We start from the raw sequence: 17,520 nt of genomic DNA, 5'->3' as shown, positions 1-17,520 counted from the left end.
ATGTGTTTAAAGTACATGATAACCAAACCAATCAGGTTTAATTTTTTGTGCTTGCCCACTTGGGGTCAGTTTTATACTAAGCTGGCTGTCGAGTAAATCTATTGCAAAGCAATCGTCTACGTCGTGTAAATCATCTTTATGAATATGGCTAAAGCCAGCGAGTAAATCGTTTTTAGCGCGCTGTTTGGCCTCTTGACTACTGCTTGCTACATACAGTGTAAAGTCGTGTTGCTCAGCCATTAAATCGCTTCTGTAGGCGCCTAAGTTTACAAAGTAAAGCTGTTTAGTTTGCTCAACGGGCGTGTCGCTTACTGTAACTTTATAACCATCTATGTGGTTAATTGCCATGTAGCTATCCATATGCACGCTGTTTTTGTCGCCCACCCATTGGCTTTTTAATTTAGTATAGGTTTGCTCAATGTTTTGCCCAACTACAAAACGAATGTCGTGCATTTCTATGTGACAGCCCTGAATTCGCCCACCTAAATACACCATGAATAACTGCATGTTTAGTTCCTATAAATTGGTTATTTAAGCTAAATTATCAACATCTATATTGTGCTTTTTAATCAGTTTATAAAAATCTGAACGGTTACGTTTAGCTAGTTTTGCGCCTTCGGCGACATTTCCACCAGCCATTTTAAGGGTGTTTATTACGTAGTCGCGTTCAAATTCTTTTTTAGCGTCGTTTAGCGACAATGGCTCTACATTTTTTTCGTTGCTATTTAATGCACTTAGCACTAAATGCTCTGAAATAACTTCGCTTGGGGTAAGTGCTACAACTTGCTCTACCACGTTTTGAAGTTGGCGAATATTACCTGGCCAGTCGTAACGCACGAGTGCGTGCATGGCGTCGTTGGCAAAGTGTTTTTCGCTTTGCTTCATTCGCTTTGCAATACTGGCGCTAAAGTATTTTGCAAGTAGACTTATATCTTCGCGACGCTCGCACAAAGGAGGGAGTTTTAAATTAACCACGTTTAAGCGGTAGTATAAATCCTCCCTAAACTGCTGATTTATAATCGCTTCGGGGAGGTTTTTATGAGTTGCCGATACAATGCGAACATCTATGGCTATTTCTTCTTGAAAGCCGACTGGACGTATGGTTTTTTCTTGCAATACGCGCAGTAACTTAACTTGTAAATTTAGCGGCATATCACCTATTTCATCTAAAAATAAGGTGCCTCCCTCAGCTTGTTGAAACAGTCCTTGGTGATCTTTTATTGCCCCAGTAAACGAGCCTTTTTTATGACCAAATAATTCTGACTCTAGCAGTTCACCCGGTACTGCGCCGCAGTTTATCGCTACAAATGGGCCTTTACTTACATGGCTATGCTGATGAATAGCTTGAGCTAATAACTCTTTACCCGTACCACTGGCTCCCGATATTAATACGTTAACTTGCGTTGGCCCTAGCAGTTTAACTTGCTCTAGCAAATGTAGCATAGCGCCGCTACGGGTAACTATATTGCTAGTGGGTATTATTTCATCGGCATTTACGCCGTGTATTTCTATCGCTTTTGCTAAGCTGTCGAATAACTCGTCTTTATCTATTGGTTTGGTAATAAATGCAAAAATGCCTTGTTTGGTAGCCTCTACCGCATCAGGAATAGAGCCATGCGCTGTCATCATAATAACGGGCAATGCCGGATAGCGGCTTTGCAATTGGCGGTGCAGTGCCATGCCATCCATTTCGTCCATGCGCAGGTCGGTTACTACGGCATCGAACACTTGGCTTTTTAATATTTGTAACGCAGTTAGGCCGCTCTCGCAGGTGGTAACCTCGTAGCCTTTTGATTCGATACGAATAGCAAGCAATTTTAATAAGCTGGCATCGTCATCCACTAATAATACTTTTGCACCTTGCGGTTTTATTGCTGGCATAACTACTGCTCCTTAGTTTCTTCGCGTAATAACAGTTGCTGCTCTATGGTTGCTAATGACGAGAGCGTTTGTTGCATTTTATTATTAAGTGCTTGCTGCTCTTTTTTAGCATTTATTTGTAGTGTTACTTGTTGTTTTTGTAGCCATAAATACTGTTTTATATCGTCTGGCCAATAGTAAGCTTGGTCAAGTTTAAGTAACTTACTCATTACCGTATTAGGATCGCTACTAGTGTTTAAACACATAAATTGAAAAAAGTTTTTTAGTTCTTTTTCGCCAACAAAATCTTTGTTATCTGGGGTTAACTTAAAACCACCACATTTATTAGCATGCCAGGCTATTACTTGCTCCGCAGGGGGATACATAGGATCGCTTTTAGGCCGAGGCTTTGGGCTTGGCTGGCTGTTTTTATCGCTCGTTACTTTAGTTTGAGTTTGCGCCACTGGGCTATCAACCACTTGCTGTTGGGGGTTATTAGTTTTGCACCCCGATAAAATGATGGCACTGCCACACACACATAAAATAGCCATTAAACGCGAGGTCATGCTAGTTAACTCCTTGATTTGTTATTATGGGAAGCGTAATTAAAAATCGACAACCTTGGGGTTCATTTTGCTCTATTAATAATTGTCCGTTTAATTGCTCTACTGACTCTTTAACAATAGTTAAGCCTAAGCCACTGCCTTGTAGCGTAACATTTTTGCTATGCTTACCTTGATAAAATGCGCTAAAAACATGTGCTTTTTCGTGCTCTTTAATTCCGCATCCCTCGTCGCTTATCGCCATTTTTAGCTTACTGTGCTCAAAGGTTAACGCTATAGATACTGCCTGCCCGTGTTGTGAAAACTTTAAGCCATTAGAAATTAATTGCACTAAAATCATTTCAATTAACTCCCCAGGTAACGCAAGCGCCTTATTAGGTAAGTTGTTATGCCAAATAAGGGTTTGCTCTCGGGCTGTTAGGCGGTGCTCAAAATGACTATTAATTTTATTAATTAAATGATTAAACTCAACCTCACTTACGCTGTCTTTACTAGTACGAATCGCGTTATAACTAAGTAGGCTGTCAATCATAGTACGAAGGCGCACCATAGACTGGCTAATAAGCTCAAGTACAGCGCGTTGCTCTTTAGTTATAGGGCCAACTATTTCATCGCTGAGCAAGTCGGTGCCCTCGACCATTGAGGCTAGAGGTGTTTTAAGTTCGTGGGTAACGTGGCGTAAAAAGGTGTCTTTTTGCTGCTCAAGTATATGTAACTGAGCTTGCACCCATTGTAATTTATTACCTAATTCAACTAGCTCTGCTGAGCCTTGCACGGCTATTTTTTGTTGCCAGTCACCTTGCCCTAATTTACCAATAATTTTAGTCAGGCTTTTTAAGCGGCCACTTATACGCCACAAAAAACCGCCTCCTACTAAGAGTGTTAGCGGAATTAGCGCCACTAGCCAGTTAATAAATGAAGTTTGTAACTGCGCTATTTCTTTTTGATTATTAGTAATTTGGGTTTCGCTTTTATCGCGTAACCATAAGGTAAGTTCGGCGAGTAAATCGCTAATAGGTAAAAACAAGGCTACCTGCTGTTGTTTTTGTTCAACAAGTCGAGTGTGTGCTAGTTGCAGAGTATTCGTTAAACGCTGCCATTGTGCGGTGTGACTTTTACTGGGCGCTATACGTGTAAGATCTTCAATACTTTGTAGCGATGCTTGCCACTTATCAACTATGAGCGTATCGAGTGACTCACTTTTTAGTACCCAATTTTGCCGAGTAGCGCGCTCTAAACTATTGAGTTCTTGTTTTAAAATATTAAACGATTTAGTTACTTGGTAGTTATTACTAACAATTTGCTGAGTTACAGCTAACTGCTTATTAAGCGCATTTAAAAATACAATAACCACTAACGATAAGGGTAATAACGACAGCAGCATACTCATTACAAACTGGCTAATTAAATTAGGGCGCCAATTAAGTATTGCTTTGTATTTTTCAGCCATCGCTGCTGGCATTGCATCCATCCTTTAGTAACTTTAAACAGCCTATTATTAAGCGTTTAAGTTATACACTAGCTGAATCAATTTATATATCTGTTATTCGTACTGCAAAGCCGCCTGTTGCCAAACAGCAACAACTCAACTCTTTGATTTATATTGCTTCTTTATTTATAAGCCAAATTTCGTTGCAAAAAACACACAGATACCTGTAAAACTTGCTTAACCTATAACACCAAAAACCATAAGTAACTGAATTTAAACGGTAAAAATAATTGGCATCGTTTTTGTAATAGTTAATCTAAGTTTATCTTATAAGGAAATGACCATGAGTAATCGCTTTTTAATTATTATGCCAATCGTTGCGCTAGGCTTTTTGAGCGCTAACGCGCTGGCAATGGATGTACAAGCTACTTTTAATGAACTTGATAAAGACAGTAACGGTACTCTCAGCGAAGCTGAAGCTGGTGAGGACGCCGTACTTCATGAAAACTTTTCACAAATAGATACTGATCAAAATGGTCAGCTGTCGCTAGATGAGTTTAAACAGTTTATTAAGTAACTAACCTAGTAACCAAAGGAGTTTTTTATGAAACAGCTTATAGCCGCATTTTCGTTACTGTTTTTAGTTATTAGTGCTACTGCCCTGGCTTCATCGTTTAATGCTCGTTTTGCTTTTTTAGATAAAAATATGGATGGAAAAATATCTATTACCGAAGCCAAAAAAGATAAAGAAGTAATGAAACAGTTTTCTGATTTAGATGTAAATAACGATGAAATGATCTCTAAAAAAGAGTTTGAGGCGTTTAAGCCTTAAGTTTAAATTCAAGTTTGGTCTTGTAAAATTAACTAAAAGTATTTGCTATAACCCCTGAGGGAGTGTGTAAATGGATTTAATGTTGGGCGTTAAATTATGGCAAGTACTTTATTTTATTACGAATGACATTAAAATGAGCTTTGCGAAGGAGCACCATGAAGATACGCGCTTGTTTAGTTAGTTGCTTATTATTACTAAGCTTTAATTCATTAGCACTTGATGTAAAGCAACGTTTTGATCACCTTGATACAGATCAAAGCGGCTATTTAATTCACCATGAGCTTGAGGCTCAACCGCACTTACTAAACAACTTTAGCAAATGGGATAAAAACCAAGATAATAAAATTTCATTGGTTGAATTTAAAAATTATCTTACGAATAACCTCTACTGAGTAATTTATGAAAAATATAAGCTATATAGCGCTCGTTGCGCTTAGTATTTGTAGCACACCAAGCTTTGCCAGCAGCAATAACATTGCCAAGCAATTTGAAAAATTTGATCGTAACCAAAACGGCTTATTAAGCCGAGCAGAAACAGCCAGTGACCCTGCCCTATGGTCTCGTTTTGCAAGTTACGATAAAGACAAAGACGGCCACCTTTCTTTAAGCGAATTTACACTTTATGCAAGTCAGTAATTAATTTACCAATAAATTAACTGGCTTACTCTGCACAAATAACAATCCAACCACCTCAAGTGGTTGGTATTATAAAAGTGAGTTTGTTATGTTAAAGCCATTAACAATAAAAATAAGCTCACTATGCCACTCAAAAAAATAATCAAACCTTTGCTACTCGCTTGCCTTTGCGCAGGCTCAAGCCTTGCGATTGCGCAAACTAAAGTTATTTACAACGCCAACGGCTACACACCTTTGTACAAAGGTGAAGTGCAGCAGTTTTCTACTTTAGTTATAAAAAACGGTAAAGTAGTTAAACTTGGCGGCGATACGCTAAAAAATAGCTTTCCTGATGCAAAGCTTATTGATGCTCATGGCAATACGCTATTACCGGGTTTAATTGACGCACACGGTCACATTATTGGTTTAGGTAATAACCTGTCACAATTAGATTTACGCGGTGCGCTTTCTATTGATGAAGTTACTAATAAACTCAAGGTATTTGCAAATAACAAACAAGGTTGGATTATTGGCCGTGGCTGGAATCAAGAGCTGTGGCAAAAAAAGCAGTTTCCTACCGCTGCCGATTTAGACAAAGTAGTGAGCGATCGCCCTATTGTACTATCGAGAATTGATGGCCACGCTATTTGGGTAAATAGCAAAGCCCTAGAGCTTGCGGGTATTACTGCAAACACCCAATCGCCAGAAGGCGGCGAAATTATTAAAGACGAATTTGGCAATCCTACTGGTATATTTGTAGATAAAGCAGAATCGTTAATTAAACAATTTATGCCAAAACCATCAAAACAAACTCTTAGTGACTCTTTAGATGCTGCCGGTAATCATTTATTAAGTTTAGGGATTACCTCAACCCATGATGCGGGTATAGATAAAACCACTTGGGAATTATACAAAGAACGCGGTGAACTAGGCAATTTACCACTGCGTATTGTGGCAATGCTCAGTGGCGCGAGTCCTGATTTAAAAACCATGTTAAAAGCAGGTCGATACCAAGATGCCAACGACTTTATGTCTATTCGCAGCGTTAAGGTTTATGCTGATGGCGCATTAGGTTCGCGTGGCGCGGCGCTAATTGAGGATTATGCCGACAGAAAAAACCACCATGGCTTAATGCTCGAAACCCAGCAAAAACTAGAAGAGCTATTTACGCTTAGTTTTAAAAGCGGTTTTAGTGCCAACACCCATGCAATTGGTGACAAAGCTAACCACATCGTACTAGATGCTTATAAAAATGTATTTAAAACAACCGGCGGAATTTTACTACGTAACCGTATGGAGCATGCACAAATAGTAACGCTTGATGATATTAAGCGCTTTAAAACATTAAAAATTATTCCTTCAATGCAACCAGTGCATGCCACCTCTGATATGCACATGGCAGAGCAACGCTTAAGCGAAAAGCAATTAGCGGGTGCTTATGCATGGCAAACCTTTTTAAAACAAGGGTCAGTGATTGCAGCAGGATCTGACTACCCAATAGAATTGGCAAATCCTTTTGATGGCTTGTATGCAACAATTACTCGTATGGATCACAACCAACAACCAACCCAGGGCTGGCGTGCTAGCGAAGTATTAAGCCGTGAAGACGCACTGCGTGCTTTTACCCTAGGCGGCGCTTATGCAGCGCATCAAGAGTTTAAAGTGGGTAGTTTAGAGCAAGGAAAGTGGGCCGACTTTATTTTAATAGATAAAGATTATTTTAAAGCCCCGGTTGATGAACTATATAAAATAAACGTATTACAAACATGGATTGCAGGCAAACTTCGTTACGAAAAAGAGGCTGTGACTGCGCAATAAACTGAATACAAACTGAAAATAACAAATTAATGATAAAATTTAATTAAAGTAATCAAAAAGTGTGTCGATAAAGTGGGGTATTTAAAAATCCCCTTATGTTTCAGGAAGAAAACATGTTATCTAAAAAAATATCTCTTACTTTATCGGCACTTTTTACCCTTTCACTTTCAGCTTGTTCTAGTCACCCTGTTTACAATGGTCACGCTCCTCATAATGACTATTCTCATAACAAAAGGCACGTTCAAAATGACTCGCCTCGCGTGAGTAACTGGCAGTTTCCAGAAAAAAATTACCGCCCAATAAATAGCAGTAAATTACTTAGTAATTACACCGAACAATTAGCCATGAAGCTAATTGAAAATATGAATTACATAAATAGTAATACCCCTATTGCCATTACTTCTTTTGTAAATTTAGATGATAACCTACAAACAACTAATATTTTTGGTAACCATTTAGCTGAGAGCTTTATTACTGAACTACAAGAGTTTGGATTATCTGTTGTAGATTACAAACACACAGGTACTGTACATGTAACCCCAAATGGCGACTTTTCATTTAGTCGTAATGGTCGAGAAATTAAAGGCTACCCGCATATTGAATACACTTTGACTGGCACACTTACTTATACCAATCGCGGTGTTATTGTAAACGCACGTATTATTGGCGCTAAGTCAAAGGTAGTGGTGTCTTCGGCTAAAGGATTTGTGCCTAGTTTTGTGGTTGAGTCGTTATATCCCACTCGCCGCGTTGACGGCATAGCGCTTGACGCAATCTTATAAAAACCAAAAAGGATTAGCTTAGGCTAATCCTTTTTAGGCTCTGGCTGTTTATTACGGTATAATTTAATAATATGATACGCGTTTACAAACGCGAGTAAGCCGTTAGTAAAGGCAACGGGTACTGCACCAATAGCTAAGCCATAAATAGTAAAGGCGATACACCCAAATAAATTATACCAACGCAGCTTTACCACGTCGGTCATTGTTAACGATGCAACCAGTAAAGCAGATGCTATATAACCTAAATATTCCCAACTCAATTGTTCTCTCCTAGGCTTTAGGTTAGCATTGCATATTAAACTTTAGTACATTGAATCTGTACAGCAACGTAACAGCTAAATAAAAGTTAACCTATAAATGGCTTAAAACTCTGTTGGTTATCAGCAGCTATACTGCTCAAATAATTAGTCCAACAGTGCCAGCCCATTATATTAGCAGCACCTGATATGTTAATTAATTTAACATAATTTCTTAGAGCTTTGATGCTATCGCCATTAAGGTGCAATAAATAGGACAATTGTCCGAAGAGTATGATTGATGTTTCAATACCATTTTTCCAGTTATCTTGTTGAACAACTACTTACCTTTGCCGGTAGTAGTTATCAGCAATCAAAAAAAGAAATATTAATACAACAAGACCAGCCTTTAACTAAGTTGGTACTTGTGCGCAGCGGAACTGTGTCGTTTAGTTACGATGTAGGTAACGGACGACGCCTGCTGCTTGGTCAACTCGATTGCAATAACACCCTCATTGGTGAAATAGAAGCGCTCAATAATAACCCCTGTATTTATACAGTAACCTGTTTTAGCGATGTAACTTATAATTTAATTGAGTTAAAGCATTGGCGTGCGTTATTACTTGAAAAACCTGAGCTGAGTTTATACACAGCACAAACTATAGCGGCTAAATTTCAAGAAAATCAAAAAATAAACCTAGATAAATTATTACTGCCACTGAGCTATAACATAGCTAAAGACTGCCTACTAAGAGCCGAGAACAACAACCCTACACTGCTGCGTGCATACCCTACGGTAAATGCCGAAGCAGAACGTTTTGCAACCACTGAGCGCGCTTACAGGCGCGTTGTAACAGAACTCGTAGAAAAAAGCTTAGTACAAAGAAGTACCCAAGGTTTATTAGCAGTAGATATACCGCGCCTAAGCCAATATGTAGATAGCTTTGCGCAATTGTAATTTATTACATCAGGTTACATAGGTTGAAACGTTAAGTTTTATCCATAAAAAAAGGCCTTAATGGCCTTTTTTTTATTTATGCAGGTTGATTATTTTTCTAGCAAAATGTCATGTATTTTTGCTAGGTCTGATTTGCCAGCAATAATTTCATCCGGTGTTAAACCCGATAACTCATGCGGAAACACTAGCCATTCTTCAGACTCATGAATATAGTAATCTGGCTTCATGTCTACTTTAGAGTTTTTAGGCTTGTAGTAAGGGCATGCAATACGAATATCGCGCGGTAAGTTTAAACGCATTAGCTCTGAAAGCTTTTCTTTTAATGCAAAAATACTGCGGCCAGAGTCAAACACATCATCAACAATGAGTAATGAGTCACCTGCATTAGCATTTTCTACAATGTAGTGTAAACCGTGTACTTTTATCTCTTTAGATTGCTTTCCAATGCCATAATAAGACGATGTACGTACCGCAATGTGATCGGTTTCAATGCCTTTGTAATCGTAAAATTCTTGCACTGCAATACCTATGGGTGCACCACCTCGCCAAATACCAATAATGAAATCTGGACGAAAGCCATCATTATACACTTGCGCTGCTACGCGAAATGAATCTTCAAGTAATTGTTGAGCCGTGATATAGCACTTATCTGACATAGTTAGGATCCCAGTGGTGAGTACAACATTTGAGCGCAGCTTAGATTAAAGCTGTAAATGAAACGTTCAAACATCTAAGGCGAGGGATTTTACCGTAATTTAAATCAAAATGCTTGTTTGCAGCACAAAAAAAATAGGCACCAAACGGTGCCTATTATAATTTTTTAATAAACTAACTCTGCAAATATTACGCTTTTTCTAACAAGGTGCGAGCAACAGTACGCATGCCTTGTGTGGTAGCGCCTGCAGCCCATTGGTTAGTGCTGCTCATATTAAATGCAGCTGCCAGATCAATATGCACCCAGCCTTTGCCATCATTTGCTACAAAGCGCGATAAGAAACCAGCCGCATTTGATGCACCACCATAACCACCGCCTTTTTGCGCACGGCTGTTAGCTGTATCGGCATAAGCCGATGGGCAGTTTTGCTGATGCCACTTTTCAAGTGGTAATGGCCACGCTGCTTCCATTTCTTGAGAAGCAAAGTCTTCAACTTCACGTACTAGCTCTTTATCAAGTGCAAACAAAGCATTGTACTCTTGGCCAACAGCAACTAGCGCAGCGCCGGTTAGTGTTGCAGCATCAATAATTAATGGCGCACCACTCTCACCTGCGGCCATTAAGCCGTCAGCTAATACTAAACGCCCTTCAGCATCAGTATTTACAATTTCAACTGTAGTGCCATTTTTATACGTTAAAATGTCACCTAATTTATAAGCATGGCCAGAAATTAAGTTTTCTGCACAGCATAAAAACAGCTTAATACGTTTTTCAATACCGCGATTAATAGCCAGCGCCAAACCAGCCGTTACTGTAGCAGCACCGCCCATATCGCACTTCATGCCTAGCATACCTTCGCTTGACTTAATTGAGTAACCGCCTGAGTCAAACGTAATCCCTTTACCTACAAGCGCAGCGCTTACTGGCGCATTTGCGTCGCCTGTTGGGTTGTAATCAAGCTCAAGTAAAACTGGCGGGCGAACACTACCACGGCCAACAGCATGAATACCGATCCACTGTTGCTCTAATAATGCATCGCCTTTAATAATTTGGTAGCTCACATGCTCAGGCGCTAACGATTGAATAAATTCAGCGGCTTTTTCAGCAAGGCTTTCTGGGTAAATGTCATCGGCAGTACCGTTAACCATTTCGCGAGCCCAAATAGCTGAGGTTTTTAAGTTACCTAGCTCTTTAATATCTGACTGTGCGTTGTCAACAAAGGTAACGCCATTTAACGATTTAGGCGTTACAAACCCTTGATAAAACGCCCACTGGCTTTCGGTACACCAAGTATCGCCAGTTAGTTCAACAGCTTTTACGCCTTGAGTAGCAATAGTACGCGCTGCTTTTTGAACATTTTTTAATGTTTCTTGCTCAGATAAATGAACGGTTGCCCCGTGTTCATTAAAAGATAACGACGCGTTTTCGCCCCAATGGCTTGGTGCTGACTGCTCGCTTAGTTGAACAACAAATTTTTCACTCATGTTAGAATATCCTTGCACTTAAATGTGCCACCGAGTTTACTATAGAGCGCTTGAGTTCCCAACAGCTTGAGATAAATAACATAAATTACGCTACGGAAGTTATTATGAAGTACCAACCTGCCCTGCAATCAGCCACCTTATTAAAACGCTATAAACGTTTTTTAGCTGATTTACAGCTCAGTGATGGCTCAGAGTTTACCGCCCATTGTGCCAATACAGGTAAAATGACTGGCTGCGCTGAACCCGGTTTTAATGCTTTTTACTCCACCAGTACTAATAGCAAACGCAAATACCCGCAATCGTTAGAGCTCACCCAAAATAGCTTATCGCAACTTATTTGCGTTAATACCGCAGTAGCAAATAAAGTGGTTGCTGAAGCTATAAATGCCAATCTTATTAGTGAGCTGAGCAATTATGAGCAATTACAAAGCGAAGTTAAATATGGCAACGAAAACAGCCGTATCGACTTTTTACTAACCAGCGATGAGCGTCCTAATTGCTACGTTGAAGTTAAATCGGTAACGCTATTAAGCCAAGATAACCCCCGCAGTGGCCAAGGCTACTTTCCTGATGCACCAACTCTGCGCGGGCAAAAACATATTCGCGAATTAATAGAGATGGTAGAGCAAGGTCATCGTGCAGTATTGCTTTTTGCTGTACTGCACCAGGGAATAAACCAGGTAAGCGCTGCTGCTCATATAGACAATAAATATGCACAGTTACTAAATGAGGCAATTAACCAAGGCGTTGAGGTATTAGCATATAAAGCAGATATTTCTACCAATGAAATCATCTTAAAAGAGAAGCTCCCTTTTATATAATCATCATTTAATACAAAGTGTTGTAATTAGGTTTTGGTAAATACAAATATAAAGCAGCGGTAATGGGCTAAATATATAAAGTAAACTTTAAGTAACACCTTGTTTTTTAACTTTTAGCCCACATATATAGGCAAGTTTAGAAACCGATAGTGCGATTAAAAAAAGTACAAATATTACTTATCATACTTTTAAATCAATAAACGTGGTTACAGCTAATTCGATTAATTAAAAATAAATTTGCCTAGGGTATAAGATTCTGTTATTTATACCGCCGGCTAATGCTGAGGCATTAAATTAAGGATTTAGGAGAGAGTTATGCCAAACCAAAATAGATTAGGATTATTGGCTCAAGCCGGTTTAGAACCATACCAAGAAAAACCAGGTGAAGAGTATATGAATGAAGCACAACGTGTTCATTTTAAAACAATTTTAGAAACTTGGCGTAACGATTTACGCAACGAAGTTGATCGTACTAAATCGTATATGCAAGATGAAGCTGCTAACTTTCCTGATCCAGTTGACCGTGCTGCGCAAGAAGAAGAGTTCTCTTTAGAACTGCGTACTCGTGACCGCGAACGTAAACTGATCAAAAAAATTGAAAAAACAATCAACTTAATTAAAGAAGATGATTTTGGTTTTTGCGATTCTTGTGGTATCGAAATTGGTATTCGCCGCTTAGAAGCGCGCCCGACTGCTGATTTATGCGTAGACTGTAAAACACTTGCAGAAATTAAAGAAAAGCAATCTGGACGTGGCTAATTAACTTATATTAATTAGTTATGTTTACTACAGCCGTTATTACGCCAACGCGTAAATACTGCGGTCGCTTTGCACCGTCTCCTTCTGGGCCATTACATTTTGGCTCATTAGTAGCGGCTGTAGGTAGCTATCTTGATGCTAAAGCTAACCAAGGAAAATGGTTAGTTCGCATCGAAGATATAGACACCACTCGCGTTGTAAAAGGCGCCGACACCGACATTCTAAATACCTTACAAGCCTATTCTCTGCACTGGGATGAAAACGTCGTTTATCAAACACAACGTTTAGATTTATACCAAGATGTTGTTAACTCTTTACACAATAAAAACCTTATTTATGCCTGTAGTTGCTCGCGCAAACAGATTAAAGCTATTGGCGGAATTTACCAAGGTCATTGTAAAAACCTGCACCAAGATATAACCCACAGTGCCCTGCGCCTTAGCCAAAGCTTTGCCACCAACCAATTTAACGATTTAATTCAAGGCGATATAAACGTTAATAACGCCTTTGCTGCTGAAGATTACATAATAAAGCGCAGCGATGGTTTATTTGCCTACCAGCTTGTGGTGGTAATTGACGATATAGACCAAGGGATCACGCGCATTGTTAGAGGGGCTGACCTAATTGAGCCTACCGTTCGTCAGATCAGTTTGTTTAAACAACTTAATAGACAAGTACCCCAATTTGCTCATTTACCCTTAGCGGTTGCAAAGCCAGGCTTTAAGCTCTCAAAGCAAAATTATGCGCCAGCAATTTGTAAGCAAAACCCTAAACCGGTACTTATCGATGTGTTCGCGTTTTTAGGCCTAGCAGTACATAACCAGCTTATGGACTTAAATATTGAGCAACTACTTGCATGGGGGGTAAATAACTTTAGCTTAAATCAAGTGCCAAACCTTGCTGAAATTCAAATTTAGCAGCCCACAACTCCCCGCGCGCAATAATTTAGACCTTTAAGTAAATAAAAATCGCTAAAAATGGCTTAATTTCAGTGCAGCAACTTAATTTTTAAACCTTGCTGGTATATGATAGCCGCCTAAATATATGCTATTTACATTAATCAGCCAGTAATAGGTTATAACACCTACATTTGCTGTAATTTTGATTGCAATGGCAAGTCAATCAACACCTTCTAGGAGACAGACTATTATTTCCAAGCTTTTTCAATTTTGTCGACAAATAATCGGCCCAAATGCCAGTGCCGAAAACACGGCAATAAGCAGCGAACCGCTAGTGATCTCACGAGGTGAACATGGTATTTCTCGTAAACAATTTAGCCCAAATGCAATCAAAGTTTTATACCGTTTAAAAGACGGTGGTTTTGACGCCTACCTAGTTGGTGGTTGTATTCGCGATGTATTGTTAGGTCAACAGCCAAAAGATTTTGACGTGGTAACAAATGCCACGCCAGAACAAGTTAAAAAGTTATTTAGAAACTGTCGTTTAATTGGCCGCCGCTTTCGTTTAGCACACATTGTATTTGGTCGTGAAATAATAGAAGTAGCTACCATGCGCGGGCACCACGAAGCGCCAGAGGACAAAAACCAAATAAGCCAATCGAGTGAGCAAGGACAATTGCTACGCGATAACGTATTTGGCAGTATTGAGGAAGACGCAGAACGCCGTGACTTTTCAATCAATGCACTTTATTACTCAATTAACGATTTTTGTATTTACGATTACGCCAATGGTTTAGCCGCAATAAAAGCTAAACAAATTGAGCTAATTGGCGATCCAGAAACGCGTTACCGTGAAGATCCGGTGCGCATGCTACGTGCGGTACGCTTTGCTACTAAGCTAGATATGAAAATTGCACCAAGCAGCGAAAAGCCGATGACTGCTTTAGCAAGTTTGCTAGATAACATTCCACCGGCGCGTTTGTTTGAAGAAATACTCAAACTGTTTTTAAACGGCAAAGCACAAGCTAACTACTTAATGCTGCGCAAATACGGCCTATTTAACTCACTGTTTCCAGAGCTAAACCGTATTTTAGATAATAACCCGGGCGGGCTTGAAGCCACTTTTATTGAAAACATGTTTAAAAATACAGACGATCGTATTAACGCAGATAAAAAAGTAACCCCTGCGTATGTATTTGCTGCGCTACTTTGGTTTCCGCTATTAGAGCGCACTAAAACAGTACAAAATGAAGAGCAGCTCTCTGAATACGATGCATTTTCGCAAGCAATTAATAGTGTACTTAGCGATAACGCCCAGCACATAGCTGTTCCTAAACGCTTTACTTTAGGCGCACGCGACATTTGGCATATACAGCATCGTTTAGATAAACGTGCCGGCCAACGTGCATACAGATTAACGCAGCAACCTCGCTTTAAAGCCGCATACGACTTTTTATTAATGCGTGTAGAGGCAGGAGAAACACAACATAGCGAGCTTGCTCAGTGGTGGACACAATATTTGAGCCTAGATATTAATGGCCAAAAAGAAATGGTAAGAACCTTGGGTCAGCCTGCGGGGCCAAAACCACGCAGACGTGCTCGCCGTCGTACACCTAAAAAGCCAACAGAGTAACTTCTATGCACTGTGTTTATTTAGGTTTGGGTGCCAATTTAAACTCACCAAAAAAGCAGCTTGATAACGCTATTGCCGCGCTTAAAAAGCTGCCAGATTGTGAATTTATAAGTGTTTCGCATTACTATGCGAGTAAGCCCATGGGCCCACAAGACCAACCTGACTATATTAACGCCGTTGCCTGCATAAACACTACGCTTAGCCCTGAAAAGCTGCTTGATTTAACCCAAGCAATTGAGCTTGAGCATGGCCGTGTTAGAAAAGCCGAGCGTTGGGGGCCACGTACTTTAGATATAGATATGTTATTGTTTGACGCACAAACAATTAATACCGAGCGCCTTATAGTGCCTCATTATGGTTTAACTGAACGTGAGTTTGTTGTGTATCCACTGCTAGAACTTGCGCCAAAACTTATTTTACCCAGCGGCATTGCACTACACACTATTGCAAATACATTACCGCTTAACAATTTACAACAATTACCACAGTAATTAACTAAGGCTTATGCCGGTGAGAAAATTATGTCTAAAATAACAGTTTCAACTTTAAATAAAATGAAAGCAGAAAAAAATAAAATTACTGCTTTAACAGCTTATGATGCCAGTTTTGCTAAGTTATTTCATGATAACGGCGTTGAAGTTATTTTAGTTGGCGACTCTTTGGGTATGGTATTACAAGGCGGCGACGATACACTTGGCGTAACTAATCAAGATATTGCCTATCACACTCGTTGCGTACGTGCGGGCAGCCGTGAGTTGTTTGTAATTGCTGATATGCCGTTTATGACTTATTCGAGCCCCAATGACACCTGTAAAAATGCCGCTGAGCTAATGCGTGCTGGTGCTAACATGGTTAAGTTAGAAGGGGGGGAATGGCTTTTTGAGAGCATTGAAGCCCTAACTCAACAAGGTATTCCTGTGTGTGGTCATTTAGGCCTAACGCCGCAGTCGGTACATGTGTTTGGTGGTTTTAAAGTACAAGGGCGTGCAGAAGAGCAAGCACTAAAAATAATTGCCGATGCAAAAGCCCTTGAAGCGGCTGGCGCACAATTATTAGTACTGGAATGTATTCCAAGCGCACTGGCAAAACGCGTTACCGACGCATTAACTATTCCTACTATTGGCATTGGCGCGGGTAATACTACCGATGGTCAAATATTAGTAATGCACGACTTAGTAGGTATTTCTGCTGGGTTTATTCCTAAATTTTCGAAAAACTTTTTACTCGAAACAGGCAATATGCCTGAAGCCGTTAAAAAGTATTGTACCGATGTAAAAAGCGGTGCCTTTCCAAGTGCCGAACACGAGTTTAAATAATGCAGTCAATTACTGAAATTAAATCATTACGTAGCCAAATTAAAGCATGGCGTCAAGCCGGATTAAGCATTGCCCTAGTACCCACTATGGGCAACTTGCACTTAGGCCACTTTTCGTTAGTCGAAAAAGCAAAAATGATGGCCGATAAAGTCGTAGTAAGCATTTTTGTTAACCCTATGCAATTTGGCGCTAATGAAGACTTAGACAATTACCCTCGTACCCTTGATGAGGACAAGCGTGGCTTAGCCGACCTTGAAACTGATATTGTATTTACGCCAAGTGTAGAGACTATTTATCCTAATGGTTTAGCTGCACAAAGCTTTGTAGATGTACCCGATATTTCATTAGGTTATTGTGGTGGTTCACGCCCTGGGCACTTTAGAGGTGTGGCAACAGTTGTTACTAAACTCTTTAATTTAGTGCAGCCAGATTACGCTTGTTTTGGCGAAAAAGACTTTCAGCAGCTACAAGTAATTAAAACTATGGCTCGCGACTTATCGATTCCGGTTGAAGTTATTGGTGTATCAACTATGCGTGAAGTCTCTGGGCTTGCTATGAGTTCGCGTAATGGTTACTTATCGAATGAGCAAAAAGACAGTGCCACCGCACTTTTTAAAGTGCTTAATAACTGCGCTGAGCAACTTAAAAGTGGTAATACTGACTTTGCTACGCTGGAAGAAACAGCCAAACAAAGTTTACAGCAAGCTGGATTAAAACCAGACTATTTTTCGATAGCTCAACGAGATACGTTAAAAGCTGCTACACTCGATGATAACAAATTTGTTATTTTAGCCGCGGCCTATTTAGGCAGTGTTAGATTAATCGATAACCTTCAGGTTGAAGTTTAATATAACCGCGAC

Annotated in this window: 21 protein-coding genes; 14 read left to right on the top strand and 7 right to left on the bottom strand. The window is 39.8% G+C overall.

Features of this window, described 5'->3' with window-relative positions; all coding sequences use genetic code 11:
* Positions 1-6: 6 nt before the first annotated feature.
* From RB215_RS03240 to RB215_RS03225, 4 genes are read right to left on the bottom strand one after another with little or no spacing between them, the layout of a single operon-like run.
* On the bottom strand, positions 7-507 hold the full coding sequence (locus RB215_RS03240) for a DUF1543 domain-containing protein (protein ID WP_309216871.1): 501 nt from the start codon (positions 505-507) through the stop codon (positions 7-9).
* Between the two features lie 24 nt (positions 508-531).
* Positions 532-1,881 (bottom strand): sigma 54-interacting transcriptional regulator, encoded by a 1,350-nt coding sequence (locus tag RB215_RS03235; protein ID WP_309216870.1) that lies wholly within the window; start codon positions 1,879-1,881, stop codon positions 532-534.
* Positions 1,882-1,883: 2 nt separating this feature from the next.
* Positions 1,884-2,426, bottom strand: a complete 543-nt coding sequence (locus tag RB215_RS03230) for a hypothetical protein (protein WP_011327319.1) — start codon at positions 2,424-2,426, stop codon at positions 1,884-1,886.
* Between the two features lies 1 nt (position 2,427).
* Positions 2,428-3,885, bottom strand: coding sequence for a HAMP domain-containing sensor histidine kinase (locus RB215_RS03225; RefSeq protein WP_309216869.1), 1,458 nt, complete (start codon positions 3,883-3,885; stop codon positions 2,428-2,430).
* Positions 3,886-4,195: 310 nt separating this feature from the next.
* On the opposite strand from RB215_RS03225, the gene RB215_RS03220 reads away from it, so the two are divergent.
* The 6 genes from RB215_RS03220 to RB215_RS03195 all read left to right on the top strand — a co-directional run bounded on the left by RB215_RS03220 (position 4,196) and on the right by RB215_RS03195 (position 7,899).
* Positions 4,196-4,429, top strand: a complete 234-nt coding sequence (locus RB215_RS03220) for an EF-hand domain-containing protein (RefSeq protein WP_011327316.1) — start codon at positions 4,196-4,198, stop codon at positions 4,427-4,429.
* A gap of 27 nt (positions 4,430-4,456) precedes the next feature.
* Positions 4,457-4,684, top strand: coding sequence for a hypothetical protein (locus RB215_RS03215; protein WP_058372653.1), 228 nt, complete (start codon positions 4,457-4,459; stop codon positions 4,682-4,684).
* A gap of 155 nt (positions 4,685-4,839) precedes the next feature.
* On the top strand, positions 4,840-5,076 hold the full coding sequence (locus RB215_RS03210; RefSeq protein WP_011327314.1) for a hypothetical protein: 237 nt from the start codon (positions 4,840-4,842) through the stop codon (positions 5,074-5,076).
* A gap of 7 nt (positions 5,077-5,083) precedes the next feature.
* On the top strand, positions 5,084-5,320 hold the full coding sequence (locus RB215_RS03205; protein ID WP_011327313.1) for an EF-hand domain-containing protein: 237 nt from the start codon (positions 5,084-5,086) through the stop codon (positions 5,318-5,320).
* Positions 5,321-5,443: 123 nt separating this feature from the next.
* Positions 5,444-7,117: an amidohydrolase gene (locus RB215_RS03200; RefSeq protein WP_309216867.1), complete on the top strand. Its 1,674-nt coding sequence runs from the start codon at positions 5,444-5,446 to the stop codon at positions 7,115-7,117.
* Positions 7,118-7,230: 113 nt separating this feature from the next.
* Positions 7,231-7,899 carry a FlgO family outer membrane protein gene (locus tag RB215_RS03195; RefSeq protein ID WP_011327311.1) on the top strand — a complete coding sequence of 223 codons (669 nt, stop codon included), beginning with the start codon at positions 7,231-7,233 and terminating at the stop codon, positions 7,897-7,899.
* Positions 7,900-7,922: 23 nt separating this feature from the next.
* Here the strand turns inward: RB215_RS03195 and RB215_RS03190 are convergent, their stop codons facing one another.
* The gene (locus tag RB215_RS03190) at positions 7,923-8,159 is read right to left on the bottom strand and encodes a YgjV family protein (protein ID WP_011327310.1); all 237 of its coding nucleotides are present in this window, start codon (positions 8,157-8,159) and stop codon (positions 7,923-7,925) included.
* Positions 8,160-8,436: 277 nt separating this feature from the next.
* On the opposite strand from RB215_RS03190, the gene RB215_RS03185 reads away from it, so the two are divergent.
* The gene (locus RB215_RS03185) at positions 8,437-9,093 is read left to right on the top strand and encodes a Crp/Fnr family transcriptional regulator (protein ID WP_011327309.1); all 657 of its coding nucleotides are present in this window, start codon (positions 8,437-8,439) and stop codon (positions 9,091-9,093) included.
* An 89-nt stretch (positions 9,094-9,182) separates the two neighbouring features.
* Here the strand turns inward: RB215_RS03185 and RB215_RS03180 are convergent, their stop codons facing one another.
* Both RB215_RS03180 and pepB read right to left on the bottom strand, forming a co-directional pair.
* Positions 9,183-9,749, bottom strand: coding sequence for a phosphoribosyltransferase (locus RB215_RS03180; RefSeq protein WP_011327308.1), 567 nt, complete (start codon positions 9,747-9,749; stop codon positions 9,183-9,185).
* Positions 9,750-9,936: 187 nt separating this feature from the next.
* A complete protein-coding gene (gene pepB, locus RB215_RS03175; protein WP_011327307.1) occupies positions 9,937-11,232 on the bottom strand; it encodes an aminopeptidase PepB in 1,296 nt (431 codons plus the stop codon).
* A gap of 104 nt (positions 11,233-11,336) precedes the next feature.
* Here pepB and sfsA point away from each other — a divergent pair, with 104 nt between their 5' ends.
* The 7 genes from sfsA to panC all read left to right on the top strand — a co-directional run bounded on the left by sfsA (position 11,337) and on the right by panC (position 17,508).
* Positions 11,337-12,053, top strand: coding sequence for a DNA/RNA nuclease SfsA (gene sfsA / locus RB215_RS03170; RefSeq protein WP_089367800.1), 717 nt, complete (start codon positions 11,337-11,339; stop codon positions 12,051-12,053).
* A 315-nt stretch (positions 12,054-12,368) separates the two neighbouring features.
* Entirely contained in the window at positions 12,369-12,812 is a 444-nt protein-coding gene (dksA, locus tag RB215_RS03165) for an RNA polymerase-binding protein DksA (RefSeq protein ID WP_309216866.1), read from the top strand.
* A gap of 20 nt (positions 12,813-12,832) precedes the next feature.
* Entirely contained in the window at positions 12,833-13,729 is an 897-nt protein-coding gene (gene gluQRS, locus RB215_RS03160) for a tRNA glutamyl-Q(34) synthetase GluQRS (RefSeq protein WP_208834614.1), read from the top strand.
* A 193-nt stretch (positions 13,730-13,922) separates the two neighbouring features.
* Positions 13,923-15,344 (top strand): polynucleotide adenylyltransferase PcnB, encoded by a 1,422-nt coding sequence (gene pcnB, locus RB215_RS03155; protein ID WP_309216865.1) that lies wholly within the window; start codon positions 13,923-13,925, stop codon positions 15,342-15,344.
* Between the two features lie 5 nt (positions 15,345-15,349).
* A complete protein-coding gene (gene folK / locus RB215_RS03150; protein ID WP_011327302.1) occupies positions 15,350-15,835 on the top strand; it encodes a 2-amino-4-hydroxy-6-hydroxymethyldihydropteridine diphosphokinase in 486 nt (161 codons plus the stop codon).
* A gap of 30 nt (positions 15,836-15,865) precedes the next feature.
* On the top strand, positions 15,866-16,660 hold the full coding sequence (panB, locus tag RB215_RS03145) for a 3-methyl-2-oxobutanoate hydroxymethyltransferase (RefSeq protein WP_011327301.1): 795 nt from the start codon (positions 15,866-15,868) through the stop codon (positions 16,658-16,660).
* Positions 16,660-17,508: a pantoate--beta-alanine ligase gene (gene panC / locus RB215_RS03140; RefSeq protein WP_011327300.1), complete on the top strand. Its 849-nt coding sequence runs from the start codon at positions 16,660-16,662 to the stop codon at positions 17,506-17,508. The genes panB and panC overlap by 1 nt, the downstream gene beginning before the upstream one ends.
* Positions 17,509-17,520 lie beyond the last annotated feature (12 nt).

Source organism: Pseudoalteromonas sp. HL-AS2 (assembly GCF_031198805.1).
Classification (GTDB): domain Bacteria; phylum Pseudomonadota; class Gammaproteobacteria; order Enterobacterales; family Alteromonadaceae; genus Pseudoalteromonas; species Pseudoalteromonas nigrifaciens.
Note: the sequence above shows the minus strand (reverse complement) of the source record. Positions and strands in the feature narration are given on the sequence as shown.